General features: G+C 61.9%; 14 protein-coding genes. 9 read left to right on the top strand and 5 right to left on the bottom strand.

Annotated elements, in window-relative coordinates; translation table 11 throughout:
- The first annotated feature begins 247 nt into the window (after positions 1 to 247).
- From mnmC to P0D68_RS20435, 7 genes are all read left to right on the top strand, one after another.
- Positions 248 to 2,218, top strand: a complete 1,971-nt coding sequence (mnmC, locus tag P0D68_RS20465) for a bifunctional tRNA (5-methylaminomethyl-2-thiouridine)(34)-methyltransferase MnmC2/FAD-dependent 5-carboxymethylaminomethyl-2-thiouridine(34) oxidoreductase MnmC1 (protein ID WP_408468740.1) — start codon at positions 248 to 250, stop codon at positions 2,216 to 2,218.
- Between the two features lie 851 nt (positions 2,219 to 3,069).
- Complete coding sequence (locus P0D68_RS20460; protein ID WP_408299736.1) at positions 3,070 to 4,275, top strand: cation:proton antiporter; 1,206 nt, start codon at positions 3,070 to 3,072, stop codon at positions 4,273 to 4,275.
- A gap of 125 nt (positions 4,276 to 4,400) precedes the next feature.
- Positions 4,401 to 5,516: a YbdK family carboxylate-amine ligase gene (locus P0D68_RS20455; RefSeq protein WP_091797771.1), complete on the top strand. Its 1,116-nt coding sequence runs from the start codon at positions 4,401 to 4,403 to the stop codon at positions 5,514 to 5,516.
- A 537-nt stretch (positions 5,517 to 6,053) separates the two neighbouring features.
- Positions 6,054 to 6,692 carry a MarR family winged helix-turn-helix transcriptional regulator gene (locus tag P0D68_RS20450; protein WP_408181759.1) on the top strand — a complete coding sequence of 213 codons (639 nt, stop codon included), beginning with the start codon at positions 6,054 to 6,056 and terminating at the stop codon, positions 6,690 to 6,692.
- 126 nt (positions 6,693 to 6,818) lie between these two features.
- Complete coding sequence (locus P0D68_RS20445) at positions 6,819 to 7,532, top strand: glutamine amidotransferase (protein WP_408299739.1); 714 nt, start codon at positions 6,819 to 6,821, stop codon at positions 7,530 to 7,532.
- A gap of 73 nt (positions 7,533 to 7,605) precedes the next feature.
- Positions 7,606 to 8,718, top strand: coding sequence for an NADH:flavin oxidoreductase/NADH oxidase (locus P0D68_RS20440; RefSeq protein WP_091797780.1), 1,113 nt, complete (start codon positions 7,606 to 7,608; stop codon positions 8,716 to 8,718).
- A gap of 218 nt (positions 8,719 to 8,936) precedes the next feature.
- Entirely contained in the window at positions 8,937 to 9,461 is a 525-nt protein-coding gene (locus P0D68_RS20435) for an SET domain-containing protein (protein WP_408181754.1), read from the top strand.
- A gap of 66 nt (positions 9,462 to 9,527) precedes the next feature.
- Here P0D68_RS20435 and P0D68_RS20430 read toward each other — a convergent pair whose 3' ends face one another.
- Together P0D68_RS20430 and P0D68_RS20425 are read right to left on the bottom strand one after the other, a co-directional pair.
- A complete protein-coding gene (locus P0D68_RS20430) occupies positions 9,528 to 11,030 on the bottom strand; it encodes an ATP-binding protein (protein ID WP_408299741.1) in 1,503 nt (500 codons plus the stop codon).
- 134 nt (positions 11,031 to 11,164) lie between these two features.
- Entirely contained in the window at positions 11,165 to 11,851 is a 687-nt protein-coding gene (locus P0D68_RS20425; protein ID WP_091797785.1) for a response regulator transcription factor, read from the bottom strand.
- Between the two features lie 240 nt (positions 11,852 to 12,091).
- Between P0D68_RS20425 and P0D68_RS20420 the strand changes: the two genes are divergently transcribed.
- A complete protein-coding gene (locus P0D68_RS20420) occupies positions 12,092 to 12,316 on the top strand; it encodes a DUF3717 domain-containing protein (protein WP_408299743.1) in 225 nt (74 codons plus the stop codon).
- A 105-nt stretch (positions 12,317 to 12,421) separates the two neighbouring features.
- Here the strand turns inward: P0D68_RS20420 and P0D68_RS20415 are convergent, their stop codons facing one another.
- Both P0D68_RS20415 and phhA read right to left on the bottom strand, forming a co-directional pair.
- A complete protein-coding gene (locus tag P0D68_RS20415; RefSeq protein ID WP_408181748.1) occupies positions 12,422 to 12,712 on the bottom strand; it encodes a 4a-hydroxytetrahydrobiopterin dehydratase in 291 nt (96 codons plus the stop codon).
- Positions 12,713 to 12,816: 104 nt separating this feature from the next.
- Positions 12,817 to 13,707 carry a phenylalanine 4-monooxygenase gene (gene phhA / locus P0D68_RS20410; RefSeq protein WP_408299745.1) on the bottom strand — a complete coding sequence of 297 codons (891 nt, stop codon included), beginning with the start codon at positions 13,705 to 13,707 and terminating at the stop codon, positions 12,817 to 12,819.
- Positions 13,708 to 13,853: 146 nt separating this feature from the next.
- On the opposite strand from phhA, the gene P0D68_RS20405 reads away from it, so the two are divergent.
- Positions 13,854 to 14,345 (top strand): Lrp/AsnC family transcriptional regulator, encoded by a 492-nt coding sequence (locus P0D68_RS20405; protein ID WP_408181741.1) that lies wholly within the window; start codon positions 13,854 to 13,856, stop codon positions 14,343 to 14,345.
- 66 nt (positions 14,346 to 14,411) lie between these two features.
- On the opposite strand, the gene P0D68_RS20400 is transcribed toward P0D68_RS20405, so the two are convergent.
- Complete coding sequence (locus tag P0D68_RS20400) at positions 14,412 to 14,948, bottom strand: class IV adenylate cyclase (RefSeq protein ID WP_091797800.1); 537 nt, start codon at positions 14,946 to 14,948, stop codon at positions 14,412 to 14,414.
- Between the last annotated feature and the right edge of the window lie 319 nt (positions 14,949 to 15,267).

Raw genomic sequence — 15,267 nt, 5'->3', positions numbered from 1 at the left:
CTGCCATTTTTGCTCCCGGCGACCTTCAACCGAGGGCTGAAACCCAGTCCGGACGGGGCTTGGCGTTGGTATTTGCCAACGTTCAGCGCGTCTTTTTCGCCGTTCGGCGAGCTGTGCTCGGGCGGTAACGTTCAACCCGCGTGTGAAAAAACGCTCGCCGGCTCAAGTTTTCTTATCCCCCACGGGGGCCTTGGCGCGAAGCGACAGGTTCTGGGGGCCTTTTTCCGAGCGTCATTTTCCGTCGCGCATGACTGATCCGCTGATCCCCGCCGTCCTCGCTTTTCGCGACAACGGCACGCCTTTTTCGCCGCTTTACGACGATATCTATCACAGCGCCGTGGGCGGTCTCGAACAGGCCCAATATGTTTTCCTGCGCGGCAACGCGCTACCCGAGCGGTGGCAGGGCCGCCGCGTCTTCACCGTGGTCGAAACCGGCTTCGGCATGGGCATCAACTTTCTGGTGACCTGGGCCGCCTGGCGTGCCGACTCGTCGCGCTGTGAGCGGCTGCATTTCGTGTCGACTGAGAAACATCCGTTTACCGTCGACGATTTACGCAAAGTAGTAGCCGCGACCATTTCCGATCCGGAGATTGCGGGCCTCGCACAAGCCCTCGCGAACGCCTGGCCGATGCTCGTTCCTGGCACGCATCGGCTCGAGTTCGAAGAAGGGCGCGTCGTGCTCACGCTCGTTTTCGCCGACGCGCAGGACAGCCTGCCGGCCTTGAGACTGCGTGCCGATGCTTTTTACCTCGACGGATTCGCGCCGGCCAAAAACCCCGAACTCTGGAATCCCGCGATCTTCAAGGCGCTCGCGCGCCTGGCGGGCGAGGGCGCCACCTTCGCCACCTACAGCAGCGCCGGCGAGATCAAACGTGCGTTGACGCAATGCGGCTTCGAATACCGCAAGGTGGACGGCTTCGGCTGGAAACGCGCGATGCTGGTCGGCCACTTCGCCCCCCGCTGGCGCGTGCGGCGTTACGAGCCGCCCGCGCCGCTCGCGCTCGGCGAGCGCCATGCCGTGGTGATCGGCGCCGGCCTGGCGGGCTGTGCGGTGATCGAACGGCTCGCGGCGCGCGGCTGGCGCGTCACATCGCTCGAACGGCATGCTTCGGTGGCGCAGGACGCGTCGGGCAATCCGGCCGGCGTCTTTCATCCCATGATTTCGCGTGACGACAGCGTCGCCTCACGCGTCACGCGCGCGGGCTTTCTGTATTCGCTCAAGCGCTGGGCCGCCCTCGAACGGCTTGGTTACGGACCAACGCGCGGCGGCCAAGGCCTGTTGCAGATCGCAGCGGACGACGAAGAAGCCCGCTCGATCAGCAACGCGATTGCCACGTCAGGCTATCCATCCGACTACGTGAGGCCCGTCTCGCCGGATGAAGCTCAGCGGCTCGCCGGCATGCCGCTCGCCCGCGGCGGCTGGTTCTTTGCGCACGGCGGCTGGATCGACCCGGCGTCGCTCTGCGCAGCACAGTGCGCCGCGGCGGGTCAGTTGCTCGAACGACACTTCGGTGTGGATGTCGCGCGAATCGAGCGGTCGGGCGATGAGTGGATCGTGTTCGACTCCGCGGGCCAGGCGCTCGCGCGAGCGCCGGTGGTAATCGTCGCGAGCGCTCACGACGCCGCGCGCATCGCCGGTTTGCAGCACGCGCCGACTCGCAGCATTCGCGGCCAGCTCACATTGCTGCCGGCAGGCACGGTGCTGCCGCCGCTCGGCATGCCGGTGATCGGCGAAGGCTACGCCGTTCCACTCGCCGACGGCGTGACGCTAACCGGCGCCACCTACGAACTCGACGACCCCGACACCACGCTGCGCGCGGCTGGCCATCTGGAAAACCTGCAGCGCGTCGCGCAGATGCTGCCGGCCTTCGCGGGCATCGCCGATCACGCTAAGTCAGCGGCGTTGGCGGGGCGTGTCGCGTTCCGTTGCGTCACCAGCGATCGCATGCCGATGATCGGCCATCTCGCTGACGAAGCGCTCGCAGCGCGCGACGCCCAGCGTCTGCGCGGCGCATGGCCACTCGATCTGCCACGTACGGACGGACTGTACGGCGCATTCGCCTATGGTTCGCGTGGGCTCGTGTGGGCCGCGCTTGGCGCAGAGCTGATCGCCTCGCAACTGGAAGGCGAACCTTGGCCACTTGAACGGGATCTGGCCGAAGACCTCGATCCCGCGCGCTTTCTGTTGCGCGCATTGCGTCAGGGAACGGTCCGTTAACGGTGAGTTAACCGCTGGCGTCCCCGCATGCTTACCCGATGAGTTATCCACTGAAACTTGTGGATAACTGCGCCGTTTACCCGCGCAACTCATGTGGAGCCGTTGTGGACGTAAACGGGGTAACTTTGCCGCCGCCGAAAATCGCAAAAAGTTGCTCTTGTATACCCGCCGCTGCCGCACATGCTGTGCATCCGGTTGTGCGATCGGCAAACCGATGATTCATTTCGGTAAACAGGAGTTATCCACAGAAACCGAGGCACCTTGTTAACTGTTACTACGTATACATACGGTAAACCAGTAAACAGCAAGGCCGTGGCTGGAATGAAGCCTATCGACGTAGCTCCGTCCCATGACCCAAGACAAAACTGCCTCGGCAGTGTCCCGAAAAACACATCTGCCGAATTCAAACTGGCCGCATCCGCGGCTGAGTTTGGACGTAAAAACGGTCGCTTTTTCCTCATGTCGTCGAGATAACGTACGTTTTTACCGTTTTGTCAGCATGTTCGTGTCTTTTCGGTCGAGGCTGAAAAAGCTATGGCACAATCGCCGTTCTTTTCCGCGTCGTGCCTTGCTTCTACAGCGGCACACGCAGCAAACGGAACGGTGCCGCTCAATCAGAATCTGATTCAAAGTCGACGGCGTTCTTTCACCGTGCCGGTTGCTACGGCCGCACCCCGAATGCGTCAAGCTCCCCGCGGCTGCGGCGCATTCAGATCATCCGATCGTTGAACACTCGCAACGCTGGCCATGCGAAGCGATCGCGACAGTGAGCGCTCCATGCGCCCACCCGCTCGCCGGCGTCTGCGCCGGTTCGTGTCGTCTGCCGTTGCTGCAAAGGAGAACCCATCACGATGAATTCGGCGTTTTCATTTTTTCCAGCCTGGCCGCTTTCACCCGACGCCATTTTTTGGGCTGGTCTCGCATTGCTTGCCGCCGGTCTGTGCGGAGAGCTGTGCTATCGCGCGTGGCGTTTGCCGCGCATTTCCGGGTATGCGGTGATTGGTCTGGTTGCCGGCGCCGCCGGTTCGGGCGTGATCGACGCGGATTCCGCGAGCGCCGCGCGGCCGTTGCTCGATGTCGCGCTAGGCTTGTTGTTGTTCGAACTCGGCAGCCGCCTCGATTTGCGCTGGATCCGTCGCAATCCGTGGCTGATTCTGTCGAGCGTCGCCGAAGCCACGCTGACTTTCGCGCTCGTGCTCCCGGTCTTGCTGTTTCTGAACGTGCCGCTCATGGTGGCCACCGTGCTCGCTGCGATTGCCATGGCAACTTCGCCGGCCATGGTGATCCAGCTGAAAACGGAATTGCGCGCGGAAGGCCAGGTCACCCAGCGTCTGCTGACCTTGACCGCGCTGAACAGCATGTATGCGGTGGTGATCGAGAAGCTCGTGTCGAGCTGGCTGCATCAGGAAATGTACGGCAACGTATTCGCGACCATCCTGCAACCGCTTTATCTGCTGGTCGGCTCGCTCGTGCTCGCGTATCTGCTCGCGCGCACCTGCACATTCTTTTATCGACGTTTGAACATGCAGGACGAACATTCGTTCGTCGCGCTGTTCGGCCTCGTGCTGCTGGCCATTGCGGTCGCGCATCTGTTCAAGCTGTCGACCATTCTTGCGTTGCTGGCCGCCGGCATCATCGTAAAGAATCATGAAGCGCGTCCGCAGTTGTGGCCGGAGCACTTCGGCACGGCCGGCTGGTTGTTGACCGTGATTCTGTTCGTGCTGACGCTGACTTCGTTCGAATGGAAAGACATTGCGCTCGGCGGCGTCGCGGCGCTGGGTCTGATTGTTGCGCGCCTCGTGGCGAAACTGGTCGGCGTGCTGGCGTTTGCCAAGCCGAGCGGTTTGAACTGGAAGCAGGGCATGGCGCTTGGTCTGTCGTTATCGCCCATGTCGGCGCTCGCCTATCTGCTGGTCGACGATACGTACAACCTGTATCCGAATTTCGATCCGCAACTGCGGGCGATCGTCATGTGTTCCATTTTCGTGCTGCAGATTCTCGGGCCGTGGCTCGTCTATCGCAGCCTCGCGCTGGTGAGCGAACGGCGCGAAGAGTAAGTGCGCCGGCGGGCGCACTTCGTTGCTCGAAGCTCGGTGCTTGCTATGCTCTATCCAGCTTATATTCGATTCAAAAACGGCCGGGCACGTGACCCACACCCGGCCGACCTGACTCAGGGGACGCCATGTCACTCGAACCCTTCATCGATTCGAAACCGTTCACCTTCGGTGTCGAACTCGAGATGCAGATCGTCAACACGCATGACTATGATCTGACCAAAGCCGGCTCGGATCTGCTGCGCCTCATCAAGGACGAAAAGATCCCCGGCAACATCACGCCGGAAATCACCGAAAGCATGATCGAGCTGTCCACCGGCATTTGCACGTCGCATGAGCAAGCCGTCGCCGACTTGCGCAAGATTCGCGACACGCTCGTTTCGGCGGCCGATCATCTGAACGTCGGCTTGTGCGGCGGCGGCACGCACGCGTTCCAGCAATGGAGTGAACGGCAGATCGTCGATACGCCGCGCTTTCAGTACCTGTCCGAGTTGTACGGCTATCTCGCCAAGCAGTTCACGGTGTTCGGCCAGCATGTGCATATCGGCTGCCCGGATCCGAACAGCGCGCTCTACCTGCTGCATTCCATGTCGCGCTTCATTCCGCACTTCATTGCCTTGTCCGCATCGTCGCCGTTCGTGCAGGGTGTCGATACCGGCTTTCATTCGGCACGACTGAATTCCGTGTTCGCGTTCCCGCTCTCGGGCCGGGCGCCGTTCGTGTTGACGTGGGACAGTTTCGAGGAATATTTCTCGAAGATGGTCCACACGGGCGTCGTCAACAGCATGAAAGATTTTTACTGGGACATCCGGCCGAAGCCCGGTTTCGGCACGATCGAAGTGCGCGTGATGGACACGCCGTTGTCGGTGGATCGCGCGGCGGCGATTGCCTGCTACATCCAGACGCTCGCGCGGCATCTGCTGCTCGACAAACCGATCACGCCGAAGGAAGACGACTACCTCGTCTACACCTTCAATCGTTTCGAAGCATGCCGTTTTGGTCTGGCCGGCACCTGTATCAATCCGCAAACGGGCGAACGCAAGACGATTTCCGAAGACATTCTCGAAACGCTCGATCGGATCGCTCCGCACGCCGAAGCGTTGGGTTCGGGTAATGCGCTGGCTGAAATCGGCTCGATCGCTCGCAGTCAGGTCAATGATGCGACCTGGCTGCGTGGCGTCGTCGAACGGGAGAAGTCCCTGCACGAAGCCGTCAGGCAACAGTGTTTGCAGTGGCGCGCGTAGCCGGAGACTGAACGGCTCGCGGTAAATCGTAAGGAAACCCGCCTCGAGCGGGTTTTTTTCAATAAATTAAATTTCCAGCTCGGCGTATCTTAGGTTTTATAAAGTTAACGTATACAGACGTAGTAGTAGTTAACAAGCATTGCGCCGGCCTGTGGACAACTGAATAATTCCCTGCAAAGTCAATGCGCTGCGTAAACCATAAGTGAGCTGATCGAGGCTGCATGGAGGCCGGTATACGAGGACAACTTCGGTGCGGCCAGGCAGGCCTCGCGCCTTATCAAGAATTGGCGCACAAGCTGTCCTTGCGTTTTCCCGTGGTTATCCACAGCTTGCGTTGGATAAGTTAGCTGTACGATTCGCCGCTCTCGCATAGAATGTCGTTTTCGCTGCCTTGCCTTGCAGGGCGGTAAATTTTTGAGATAGTAGAAAACCGTCTTGTCCGCAGTTGGGCGAGGCTACCCCACACAGGCTACGGGTGCGGTCGGCGAATGGTTCGCCAGCGGCGCACGAAAGCTGTAAATAAACCAATCGAAGATTATGAGCGAAGGCGTATACGGAGAACAGGCGACCGGGCGGGTGACCCACAGCCTATTGCGATTGAGCACGGCAATGCGGAGCCAGGCTTGGGAATGGGCGGAAGGCGCTGGCCTGACGCCGACTCAAGGCGAAATTCTGGTTTTGCTGATGCAGCGCAAAGGCCCGATGCGTCTCGGCGAAATTGCCCGTGAAACGGCCCTCACCGCCGCGACAACCAGCGATGCAGTCAGCACGCTCGAGACCAAAGGCCTGGTCGAAAAACGCCGTGCCCTCGACGACGGCCGCGCCCTCGCAGTTCGCCTGACGGCGCGTGGCCGCACGGCCGCGAAGCGCGCCGCGCAATGGCCGGACTTTCTGGCCAAGGCGGTCGGCACGCTGCGCGATGACGAGCAGGCTGTGTTCTATCGCACGCTGCTCAAGACCGTGCATCAGCTGGAAGCGCAAGGCACGATTCCGCCGCACCGCATGTGCCTGACCTGCACGCACTTCGAGCCGAGCAAGAATCCGAAGAAGACGCCGCATCATTGCGCGTTACTCGATATGAACATGTCGGATACGGATCTGCGCCTCGATTGCTCGGTGTATGAGATTGCCGACGTCGCCACCCAGAAGAAGACCTGGAAGATCTTCGCCCAATAAGGCGGCTTCTTCCGGGACAATCCGCTACACTGCCAGCCGGTTTGGGCGGGCGGCGCATGCCGCCTGTCAGCCGTCCGGTGCCGCGTGGCGGCAAGTCTTTAGTCAACCTGAAGGTGGGGCAGGCCGATGAATCACGAAGTTCTGGCCATTCGCCACGTGCACTTCGAGGATCTGGGCAGTCTTGAGCTGGTGCTCGGCGAGCGCGGGCGTCCGGTTCGCTATCTCGATGTCGGGGTGGCTCGCATCGAGGCGCCGAATCCCGTCTCCGCGTCATTGATGGTGGTGCTCGGCGGCCCGATCAGCGCAACCGACGACGCGCATTACCCGACGCTCGTGCCGCTGCTGTCCAAGATCGAGAAACGCATAGCGGCGGGTTTGCCGACACTCGGCATCTGCCTTGGCGCCCAGCTGATTGCCCGCGCGCTCGGTGCTCGCGTCTATCCCGCGGGCCGCACCGAACTCGGTTGGACACCGCTTACGTTGACCGATGCCGGCCGCGCTTCGCCGGTGCGTCATCTGGATGGCGCGCAGACTTCCATGCTGCATTGGCACGGCGACACCTTCGATTTGCCTGACAACGCGACACGTCTCGCGTCGACTCCTGCGTGCGAGAACCAGGCGTTCTCCTGGGGCAGCCATGTGCTGGGTCTGCAGTGTCATCCGGAGATTCGGACCGATCGCTTCGAGCCCTGGCTGATTGGTAACGCCGGTGAGCTTGCGGGCCACGGTATCGACGCGCGCCAGTTGCGGGCCGAGACCGCGCAGTTCGGTCCCGCGCTCGAAGTCGCCGCGCGCCGGATGTTCAGCGAATGGCTCGATCAGGTCGAGGCGAAACCCTGATAGGCCCGTGCCAGCAGTAAATCCATTGCGGTGCTATGCTCGTTCGCTCTTGGGTTTTTACTGGGCGTAATCCATGAGCGCGCTTTTTTCTCCGCTCACGCTGCGCAGCGTGACGCTTCCCAATCGTATCGTCGTGTCCCCGATGTGCCAGTATTCCGCCGAGCGTGGCGAGGCAACGGCGTGGCACATGATCCATCTCGGCAGCATGGCATTGTCGGGTGCCGGCATGCTGTGCATCGAGGCGACTTCAGTCGAGCCGGACGGACGCATCACACCGGGCGATCTCGGCTTGTGGGACGACGTCACCGAAGCCGCGCTCGTTCCCGTGCTCGCCGCGATCCGCAAGCATTCGCACATCAAGGTCACGATGCAGTTGTCGCACGCCGGGCGCAAGGCGTCGAGCCACGCGCCTTGGGAAGGTGGCCAGCTGATTCCGGTGTCGCAAGGCGGATGGTTGCCGCACGCGCCGTCCGCGTTGCCACACAAGGCAGGTGAAGAGCCGCCACTGGCGCTCGACATACCTGCGTTGAACCGGATCCGCGAGGCATTCGCGGCCTCGGCGCGGCGCGCCGCGCGGCTCGGCATCGACGGACTGGAAGTGCATGCGGCACACGGCTATCTGCTGCATCAATTCCTCTCGCCGATCGCCAACCAACGCGACGACGAATACGGCGGCTCGCTTGAGAACCGCATGCGCTTTCCGCTTGAAATCTTCGATATCGTGCGCGCTGCATTTCCCGCCGACAAACCCGTCGGCGTGCGCGTCTCGGCAACCGACTGGGTCGAAGGCGGCTGGACGCTCGAGGATACGATTGCGTTCGCGCAGGAGCTGAAAAAGCGCGGCTGCGACTGGATCGACGTGTCGTCCGGCGGCGTCTCGCCGCTACAGAAGATTCCGCTTGAACCGGGTTATCAGATCCCCTTCGCCAAGGCCGTCAAGGAGGCCACGGGCCTCACCACCATCGGGGTGGGTTTGATCACCGACCCATTGCACGCCGAGCAACTGATCGAAGCCGGCGACGCCGATCTGATCGCGCTGGCTCGCGCATTGCTGTACAACCCGCGTTGGCCATGGCACGCCGCGGCGCAACTCGGTGCGACGGTCGAAGCGCCGCCGCAGTACTGGCGCTCGCAACCGCGCGAGCAAAAGGCGCTGTTCGGCGACATTTCGTTCGGACAACGGTGAAATTGGCGACACGTCTTGCGCGCGCGTCTTTTTGACGGTTGAACGAAGCCGTCGTGAGCGTGTACGATGCCGGTTGTGGCGCATGAGCGTCGCAGATCGACGCGGCGCTCGCAAGGCGCCGCGTTTGCTATGCGCGTCGGAAAAGAGCAGCGCATTAGACGCGGGCATTCCTGACGGCTGCCGATCTTCACCCCAAGTTCTTCACAAGGATTCATTCAATGAGTTCACGCAGGATCGCCGTGCGCCGTTCGGGTGTGCACGGCAAAGGCGTGTTTGCCGTCGAACCGATTGCGGCCGGCGAGCGGCTGATCGAATACAAGGGCGAACGGATCTCCTGGAAAGAAGCGCTGCGCCGTCATCCGCACAATCCGGCGGAGCCGAATCACACGTTCTATTTCGCACTCGACAGCGGCAAGGTGATCGACGGCAAAGTGAATGGCAATAGCGCGCGCTGGATCAACCATTCCTGCGCGCCGAACTGCGAAGCCGAAGAAATCGACGGTCACGTGTATGTGCACGCGTTGCGCGATATCGCCGAAGGCGAGGAAGTCTTTTACGACTATGGCCTCGTAATCGACGCGCGGCAGACCAAGAAGCTCAAGAAGGAATACGAATGCCGTTGCGGCGCGCGCAAGTGCCGGGGCACGATGCTGGCCCCGCCGGAGAAGGAGAAGGGCGCGGGCAAGTCTGAGAAGTCGGCCAAAAAGGCCAAGACGACTGCAAAGAAAGCGAAGAAGAAATGACATGCGCGCTGCCTGAGTCGTTCACATTGGTGAACGCGCCAGGCAGTCCGTCGCACAGCTGATCCGTTAGCTATCCACCGGCGCCGAGTGCGCCGATTTTTTTGCCGGCCGCCTTGTATCGGGCGTGGCTTCAATGTGTACGCTGATCGGCACGAGCGGTATGCGCACAATGAAACGTGCGCCGCCTTCCGGCGCGTCTTCGTAATGCACGCTGCCGTGATGCAGCACCATGATGTCGTGAACGATGGCGAGGCCGAGACCGGCGCCGCTGTCCACGCCGGCATCGCTCTGACCGTCGCCGCGGAAAAACCGTTTGAAGAGATCGGCCTGCTGATTGCGCGGCACGCCCGGCCCGTTGTCTTCAACGGCAATCTCCGCCATGCGCAGGTCGTCGATCACCGTTTGCGACACCGTTACCGTAATGCGGCCGCCATCGAAGCGCGACGGTGGCATGTACTTCAGCGCGTTATCCAGCAGATTGGCAATCACTTCGTGCAGCAGTACGGGATTGCCGCGCGCCATCAACGGATGGCCGTTGCTCGGGTCGTCCAGACGCTGGAAACCGAGGTCGACGTGGAACGTCAACGCACGCGGCACCCATTCCGCGCCGGTATCGAACGCGAGCGCGGCCATGTCGACGTTGACGAAGCGAGCCGCCTGTTCGCCCGGCTCGGCGCGCGCGAGCGAAAGCAGCTGATTCGACAGCCGCACCGCTCGGTCGGCTGCGGCGCGCAACTCACGCACCGCGGCTAGCGTTTGCTGCGGGTCGCGCGCAACGGCCGCCTGCTCCGCATGCAGCTTGACCGCGGTCAGAGGCGTGCGCAGTTGATGCGCGGCGTCGGCGATAAACTTGCGCTGGCCGTCGAGCGCGGTTTTCAGGCGACCGAGCAACGCGTTCAGCGCACCGGTCAGCGGCCGGATTTCGACCGGCACATAGGTCTCGTCGACCGGTTCGAGCGACGTGTGGGTTTGCCGGTTCAGTGAATCCGCAAGATCGGTCAGCGGATTGAGCTGCTGATTGACCACGCGCCATACGATCACCCAGCCGGCCAGCAGCAGCAATAGCAGCGGCATCATGATCGCGACGAGAAACTCGGCGGCGATTCGAAACCGGTGGTGCACCGGTTGGCCGACCTCGACGACGATCGGATTTCCCGTTGGTTGATCGACCCGCACCTGCGCCACGCGCACCGTCACGCCCTGATGCTGCGTTTCGAATACGTACGCGTAATGCATGCGCCGCACGCTCGTGCCCTGCAGCGGAAGATTATGGTCGCCGGCGATTTCGGTTTCGCCAGTGCTGATCCGGTAGACGAGGTGTTCCACCGGGTCCGAGAACATGGCTTGGGCAAGTGGCGGCACGGTGACTTTGGCGTCTGGGCCGGCAATCTGGATCTGTTTGGAGATCGCGGTGGCGAGATCGGCGAGCGAACGGTCGACCACGTGCTGCGTGTACTGCCACGCCAGCCAGTATGCGATCAGGCCGCTCATGAGCGCGAGCAGCGAAAGGGGAGCAGCGAGGCGCCGCAGCAGCGTGCGGCGCAGACTATTGGCGGCCGGCTGGGGCATGATCGAACGCGCGGGAAAGAGGCAACGGCGCAAGCACCGCGAAATTTCGCCGACGGCCGGCGTGTTGCGCAACCAGTGCGCGGTGCCGGCCCGGCGCCGTCAGGCCGCAATGGGCATTGCGGCCTTCATGACGATTATGCGGCCTGGCGGATTTCCTGCAACAGGTAACCGAAGCCACGCACCGTGACGATCTCGACACGGCAGCTTTCGAGCTTTTTACGGACCCGGTGCACGTAGACTTCGATCGCGGTGTCGCCGAGATCGCCGCCGAAATGCGTCAGATGGTCTTGCAGTTGCGCCTTGCTGACCACCCGGCCATGACGCAACAGCAGCATTTCGAGCACGGCGAATTCACGCGGCGAGAGTTCGAGCGGCTTGTCGTCGTTGAAAATGCGGCGGTCGACGCCCGACAGGCGTACACCACCCAGCGACACTTCCGGACGCGGCATGTCGCCGTGCGGACCGCTGCGGCGCATCACCGCGCGAATGCGCGCTTCGAGTTCGGTGGGTTCGAACGGCTTCAGCATGTAGTCGTCGGCGCCGGAATTCAGACCTTGCACGCGGTCGTTCAACTCGTCGCGCGCGGTGAGGATGATCACGGGCGTGTGACGATTGCTCTGACGGAAGCGCGAGAGCAGCGACATGCCGTCGATGCCGGGCAAGCCCAGATCGAGGATCACCAGTTCGTGGCGATTTTGCGTTAGGGCCTGTTCGGCGAAAATGCCGTCGTGAACCATGTCGACGGTGAAGCCGGCTTGTTCGAGACTGCTTTGGATGCCGCGTGCGATGGGGCGGTCATCTTCGATCAGAAGGAGTCGCATGGATTTCGCTCAAGTACAATGGGTTAGGCGTTTGGGCAAGCGGTTCGCCGGGGCGCCTGCTGCACAGGCAGCGTGCGGCGTGGCTATACCGGACTGACACGAAGAAGCGGCCACGAAGCAGGCATCGAGCAGCCTCGAAGCACTTGTTCCGCGCCCCGGACCTGTCGCTTCGCGCGAGTCCCCCGAGGGGCAAGAAAACTTGGGACGGGCCGGCGTTTTCTTGAGAGCGATCACGAAGTCATGTCCGAGATAAGCATTCACGAACTGGAAGCCGCGATCAACTTCTGGCGCGCCCGCTCACCTTCGAGCGGCGACGAACTCGTTCTGTGCAAGGAGGCAAGCGCGCTCTCCAAGCCGTATGCGTTAATGATTGTACAGCGTCAGAACACGCTATCGCCGGATCGTTTGGACGAGACTGCGAGGCTTGCATGGGATTCTTACGTGCACCTTAAGAATAGCCTGTAGAACTGAAGGTTTGGACAAGGGATTACCTGCAATGCCCTTTCATTGCCGCCGAATTGTTCCGTATGCGGCTCGTAATCACGGCTGAAGCCGACCTGTTTGTTTGTATTACGCCGTAATACTGTCGATAAACGCGGCCAATTCGATGTCGCGTTCGGTCAAGCCGTTGGCCTCGTGCGTCGAAAGCGTGATTTCCACCTTGTTGTACACGTTGAACCATTCCGGATGGTGATCCATTTCCTGCGCCTTGATCGCGACGCGGGTCATGAAACCGAATGCTTCGTTGAAGTCAGCGAATGTGAACTGGCGCTGGATTGCGTCGCGGCCCGTCGCGGCTTGCCAGCCATTCAGCGCGGCGATCTGGGTGGCGCGTTCTTCTGAAGTGAGTTTGTGAATCATGGTGCTACCTCATTGAGTCTGGACAGACACGCCGGTGGGCGTGCGCACCCGCTATTTTTTCATGGATAAAGCCTGCCCGCTGCCGGCCTGCCCGGCGTTACCTGTCAGATATCGCCGTCTGCCAGCCAGCCCTTCCGTGAGCCGCGCGTGATGACGCGATCGTGTTCGAGCACGTCGCCGGCCGCGAACGCCGGTTGGGCGGCAAGCTTTGCCAGCAGCGGCGCGAAGTCGGTTTGCGTCACGTTGAACAACTGCGCGAAATCATCGATTACGAAGTAGGTCTTCTGGAACGTGTCGATGCGGTAGCGGGTGCGCATCACGCGTTCGAGGTCGAAGCCGAGCCGGTTCGGCGCGGCGCTCTGCTGGCTGTAGAGCGTCTCGCCCTTGCTCGACACAATTCCCGCGCCATAAATCTTCACGCCGTTCGGACTTGCCGCGTCGCGGATCAGGCCGAACTCCACGGTGTACCAATAGAGGCGCGCGAGCAGCGGCAGGGCGCCGGCGTCATGGGCGGCAAGCGCGGCGCGGCCGTATGCGTGCATGTAGTCGGCGAATACCGGGTTGACCAACAGCGGCACGTGGCCGAAAAGATCATGAAAACAATCCGGTTCCTGCAGGTAATCGAGCTGGTCGGGCCGGCGCATCCACCAGGTCACGGGAAACCGGCGGTTCGCCAGATGCTCGAAGAACACCTGGTCCGGCACGAGGCCCGGCACGGCGACAATCTGCCAACCGGTGGCGGGTAGGAGCTTCGCGTTGATCTCGTCGAAGGAGGGCACGCGATCGGCCGGCATGCCGATGCGTTCGACGCCCGCCAGAAACTCGTCACATACGCGCCCTTTGAGCAACGCCGTCTGGCGGGCGTAAAGCTGTTGCCATACTGCGTGGTCGACCGCGCCGTAGCTTTCGGTTGGTTGATCGATGGTGAAATCGGCACGGGTTTCGAGCCCGGCGTCGAATTGCTCTTTCAGTTTGGCGGTATTGGCGGTGGACATGGTGCAACGCTCTGCGGTAGCGGCAGTAAAAATCGGTGATGCAAGTGTAGAGCGGCAAGTATGCGGAAAGGGCGCAATGTTGGCGTTTTATAGATGTGATATGCAATAATCATGCATGAAATCACCATTCAATGCAGGTGTTCGTCATGTTAGAACTGGATCACTTCGATCTCGCGCTGCTGGAGGTGCTTCAGCGCTTCGGCCGGGCAACGCATCAGCAACTGGCTGAGCAGGTGCCGCTGTCACCGTCACAGATTGGCCGGCGCTTGCAGCGTCTGGAGCAGGCGGGTGTGGTGGACGGCTATCGCGTCGTGCTGCGGCCGGAAAAACTCGGGCTCGGCGTCACCGCTTTTACGAGCTTGAAGTTGAAGCACCACGGCGATTCGATCATCGAGCAATTCCAGCAACAGATCGACGTGCTGCCTGAAGTGCTGGAGTGCCATGCCGTGGTGGGCGACGCCGACTATCTGTTGCGCATTGTCGCGCCCGATCTGAACTATCTGTCGACGTTCGTCATGAAAAAGCTGATGCGCGTGCCGGGCGTCGATAGCGTACGTTCGAATATCGTGCTTACCACCTTCAAACGCAACGGGCCGTTGCCGCTCGGCCATCTGTCGCCGGGCGCAGCCGCCGCTTGAAGCGGCGGCGTTACGCATGCGGCGCCGGTCTCGCGGATTCAGGCCGCAGCCTATAGCGCCCTGGTCTTACGCGGCTTGCTTTGGGGCGCTGTCCGGGCTCAGCAAATCGACGTAGGCCACCGCCACCAGATCCGATTCCGGCACGCCGAGCGTGGCGAACATCGCGTGCGCTTCTGCATGGCCGCCTTCTTCGTCGTCGTCCTGGGCAAGCAGGACTTCGAGTTCGACGAAGTCGCCCAGACCGTCCACCCGGTCCAGATGGATACGTGTGCGCCCGGTCAGATACACATGCCGTTCCTTGGTGACGATGCCGCGCGTGGTCAGCGCGGTGGCGAGCAGCGCGTGCATGGCTTCCGGGTTGGTCACCGGGCTGCGCGTGTAATAAGACGCTTTCGGGCCGTCACGGTCGTCGCGCTGGTAGAAGATCAACTCGGCCGGCGTGCCGTCGTCGAACTGGCGCAGCTTCAGGCGGCCGCGCGGCACGTCGTAGAAAAAGTCCTGCTGGCGGAAGATCAGCGGCGCGTCCGGCGCGAGCTGCGCCGCGCGTTCGCGGAGTTGCTCGAAATGCTGGGCGCGGGCTTTGATTTCAATGTTGCGTGCCATGTCAGGCTCCTGTCGAAGGATGGAGTGGTCGGCGACTTCCGGTGTTGCCGGGGCGAAGCTGCCGGGAAGGACAAAGTCAGGCGGAACGGGAAACAATGCGGGGACGGCGCGTGAGCGCGAAGCCTCAATCTAACAAAAACTGCGTGACGGTGTGGTTTCAGATGTGGGGCGGATGGACGCGACGGGTGATGAAACTCACCGGCCGATCGTCGCGGTGGTCCGCGGAAAGCGCCGCGCGAGAGGACCGCCGTGAGGATCGCCGCGAGGACTGCGCGGTACACGGACATCATGAGAGCGGCTCATATCGCTTGCCTGTCGC

Source organism: Paraburkholderia sp. RL17-380-BIE-A (assembly GCF_046028085.1).
Classification (GTDB): Bacteria; Pseudomonadota; Gammaproteobacteria; order Burkholderiales; family Burkholderiaceae; genus Paraburkholderia.
Note: the sequence above shows the minus strand (reverse complement) of the source record. Positions and strands in the feature narration are given on the sequence as shown.

What these genes read in the sequence shown, in the direction of transcription:
- P0D68_RS20455 (WP_091797771.1), top strand. Translation starts at nt 4,401, where the DNA reads ATGTCACTCGAACCCTTCATCGATTCGAAACCGTTCACCTTCGGTGTC.
- P0D68_RS20405 (WP_408181741.1), top strand. Translation starts at nt 13,854, where the DNA reads ATGTTAGAACTGGATCACTTCGATCTCGCGCTGCTGGAGGTGCTTCAG.
- P0D68_RS20445 (WP_408299739.1), top strand. Translation starts at nt 6,819, where the DNA reads ATGAATCACGAAGTTCTGGCCATTCGCCACGTGCACTTCGAGGATCTG.
- P0D68_RS20420 (WP_408299743.1), top strand. Translation starts at nt 12,092, where the DNA reads ATGTCCGAGATAAGCATTCACGAACTGGAAGCCGCGATCAACTTCTGG.
- P0D68_RS20430 (WP_408299741.1), bottom strand. Translation starts at nt 11,030, where the DNA reads ATGCCCCAGCCGGCCGCCAATAGTCTGCGCCGCACGCTGCTGCGGCGC.
- phhA (WP_408299745.1), bottom strand. Translation starts at nt 13,707, where the DNA reads ATGTCCACCGCCAATACCGCCAAACTGAAAGAGCAATTCGACGCCGGG.
- P0D68_RS20400 (WP_091797800.1), bottom strand. Translation starts at nt 14,948, where the DNA reads ATGGCACGCAACATTGAAATCAAAGCCCGCGCCCAGCATTTCGAGCAA.
- P0D68_RS20440 (WP_091797780.1), top strand. Translation starts at nt 7,606, where the DNA reads ATGAGCGCGCTTTTTTCTCCGCTCACGCTGCGCAGCGTGACGCTTCCC.
- P0D68_RS20425 (WP_091797785.1), bottom strand. Translation starts at nt 11,851, where the DNA reads ATGCGACTCCTTCTGATCGAAGATGACCGCCCCATCGCACGCGGCATC.
- P0D68_RS20415 (WP_408181748.1), bottom strand. Translation starts at nt 12,712, where the DNA reads ATGATTCACAAACTCACTTCAGAAGAACGCGCCACCCAGATCGCCGCG.
- P0D68_RS20450 (WP_408181759.1), top strand. Translation starts at nt 6,054, where the DNA reads ATGAGCGAAGGCGTATACGGAGAACAGGCGACCGGGCGGGTGACCCAC.
- P0D68_RS20435 (WP_408181754.1), top strand. Translation starts at nt 8,937, where the DNA reads ATGAGTTCACGCAGGATCGCCGTGCGCCGTTCGGGTGTGCACGGCAAA.
- mnmC (WP_408468740.1), top strand. Translation starts at nt 248, where the DNA reads ATGACTGATCCGCTGATCCCCGCCGTCCTCGCTTTTCGCGACAACGGC.
- P0D68_RS20460 (WP_408299736.1), top strand. Translation starts at nt 3,070, where the DNA reads ATGAATTCGGCGTTTTCATTTTTTCCAGCCTGGCCGCTTTCACCCGAC.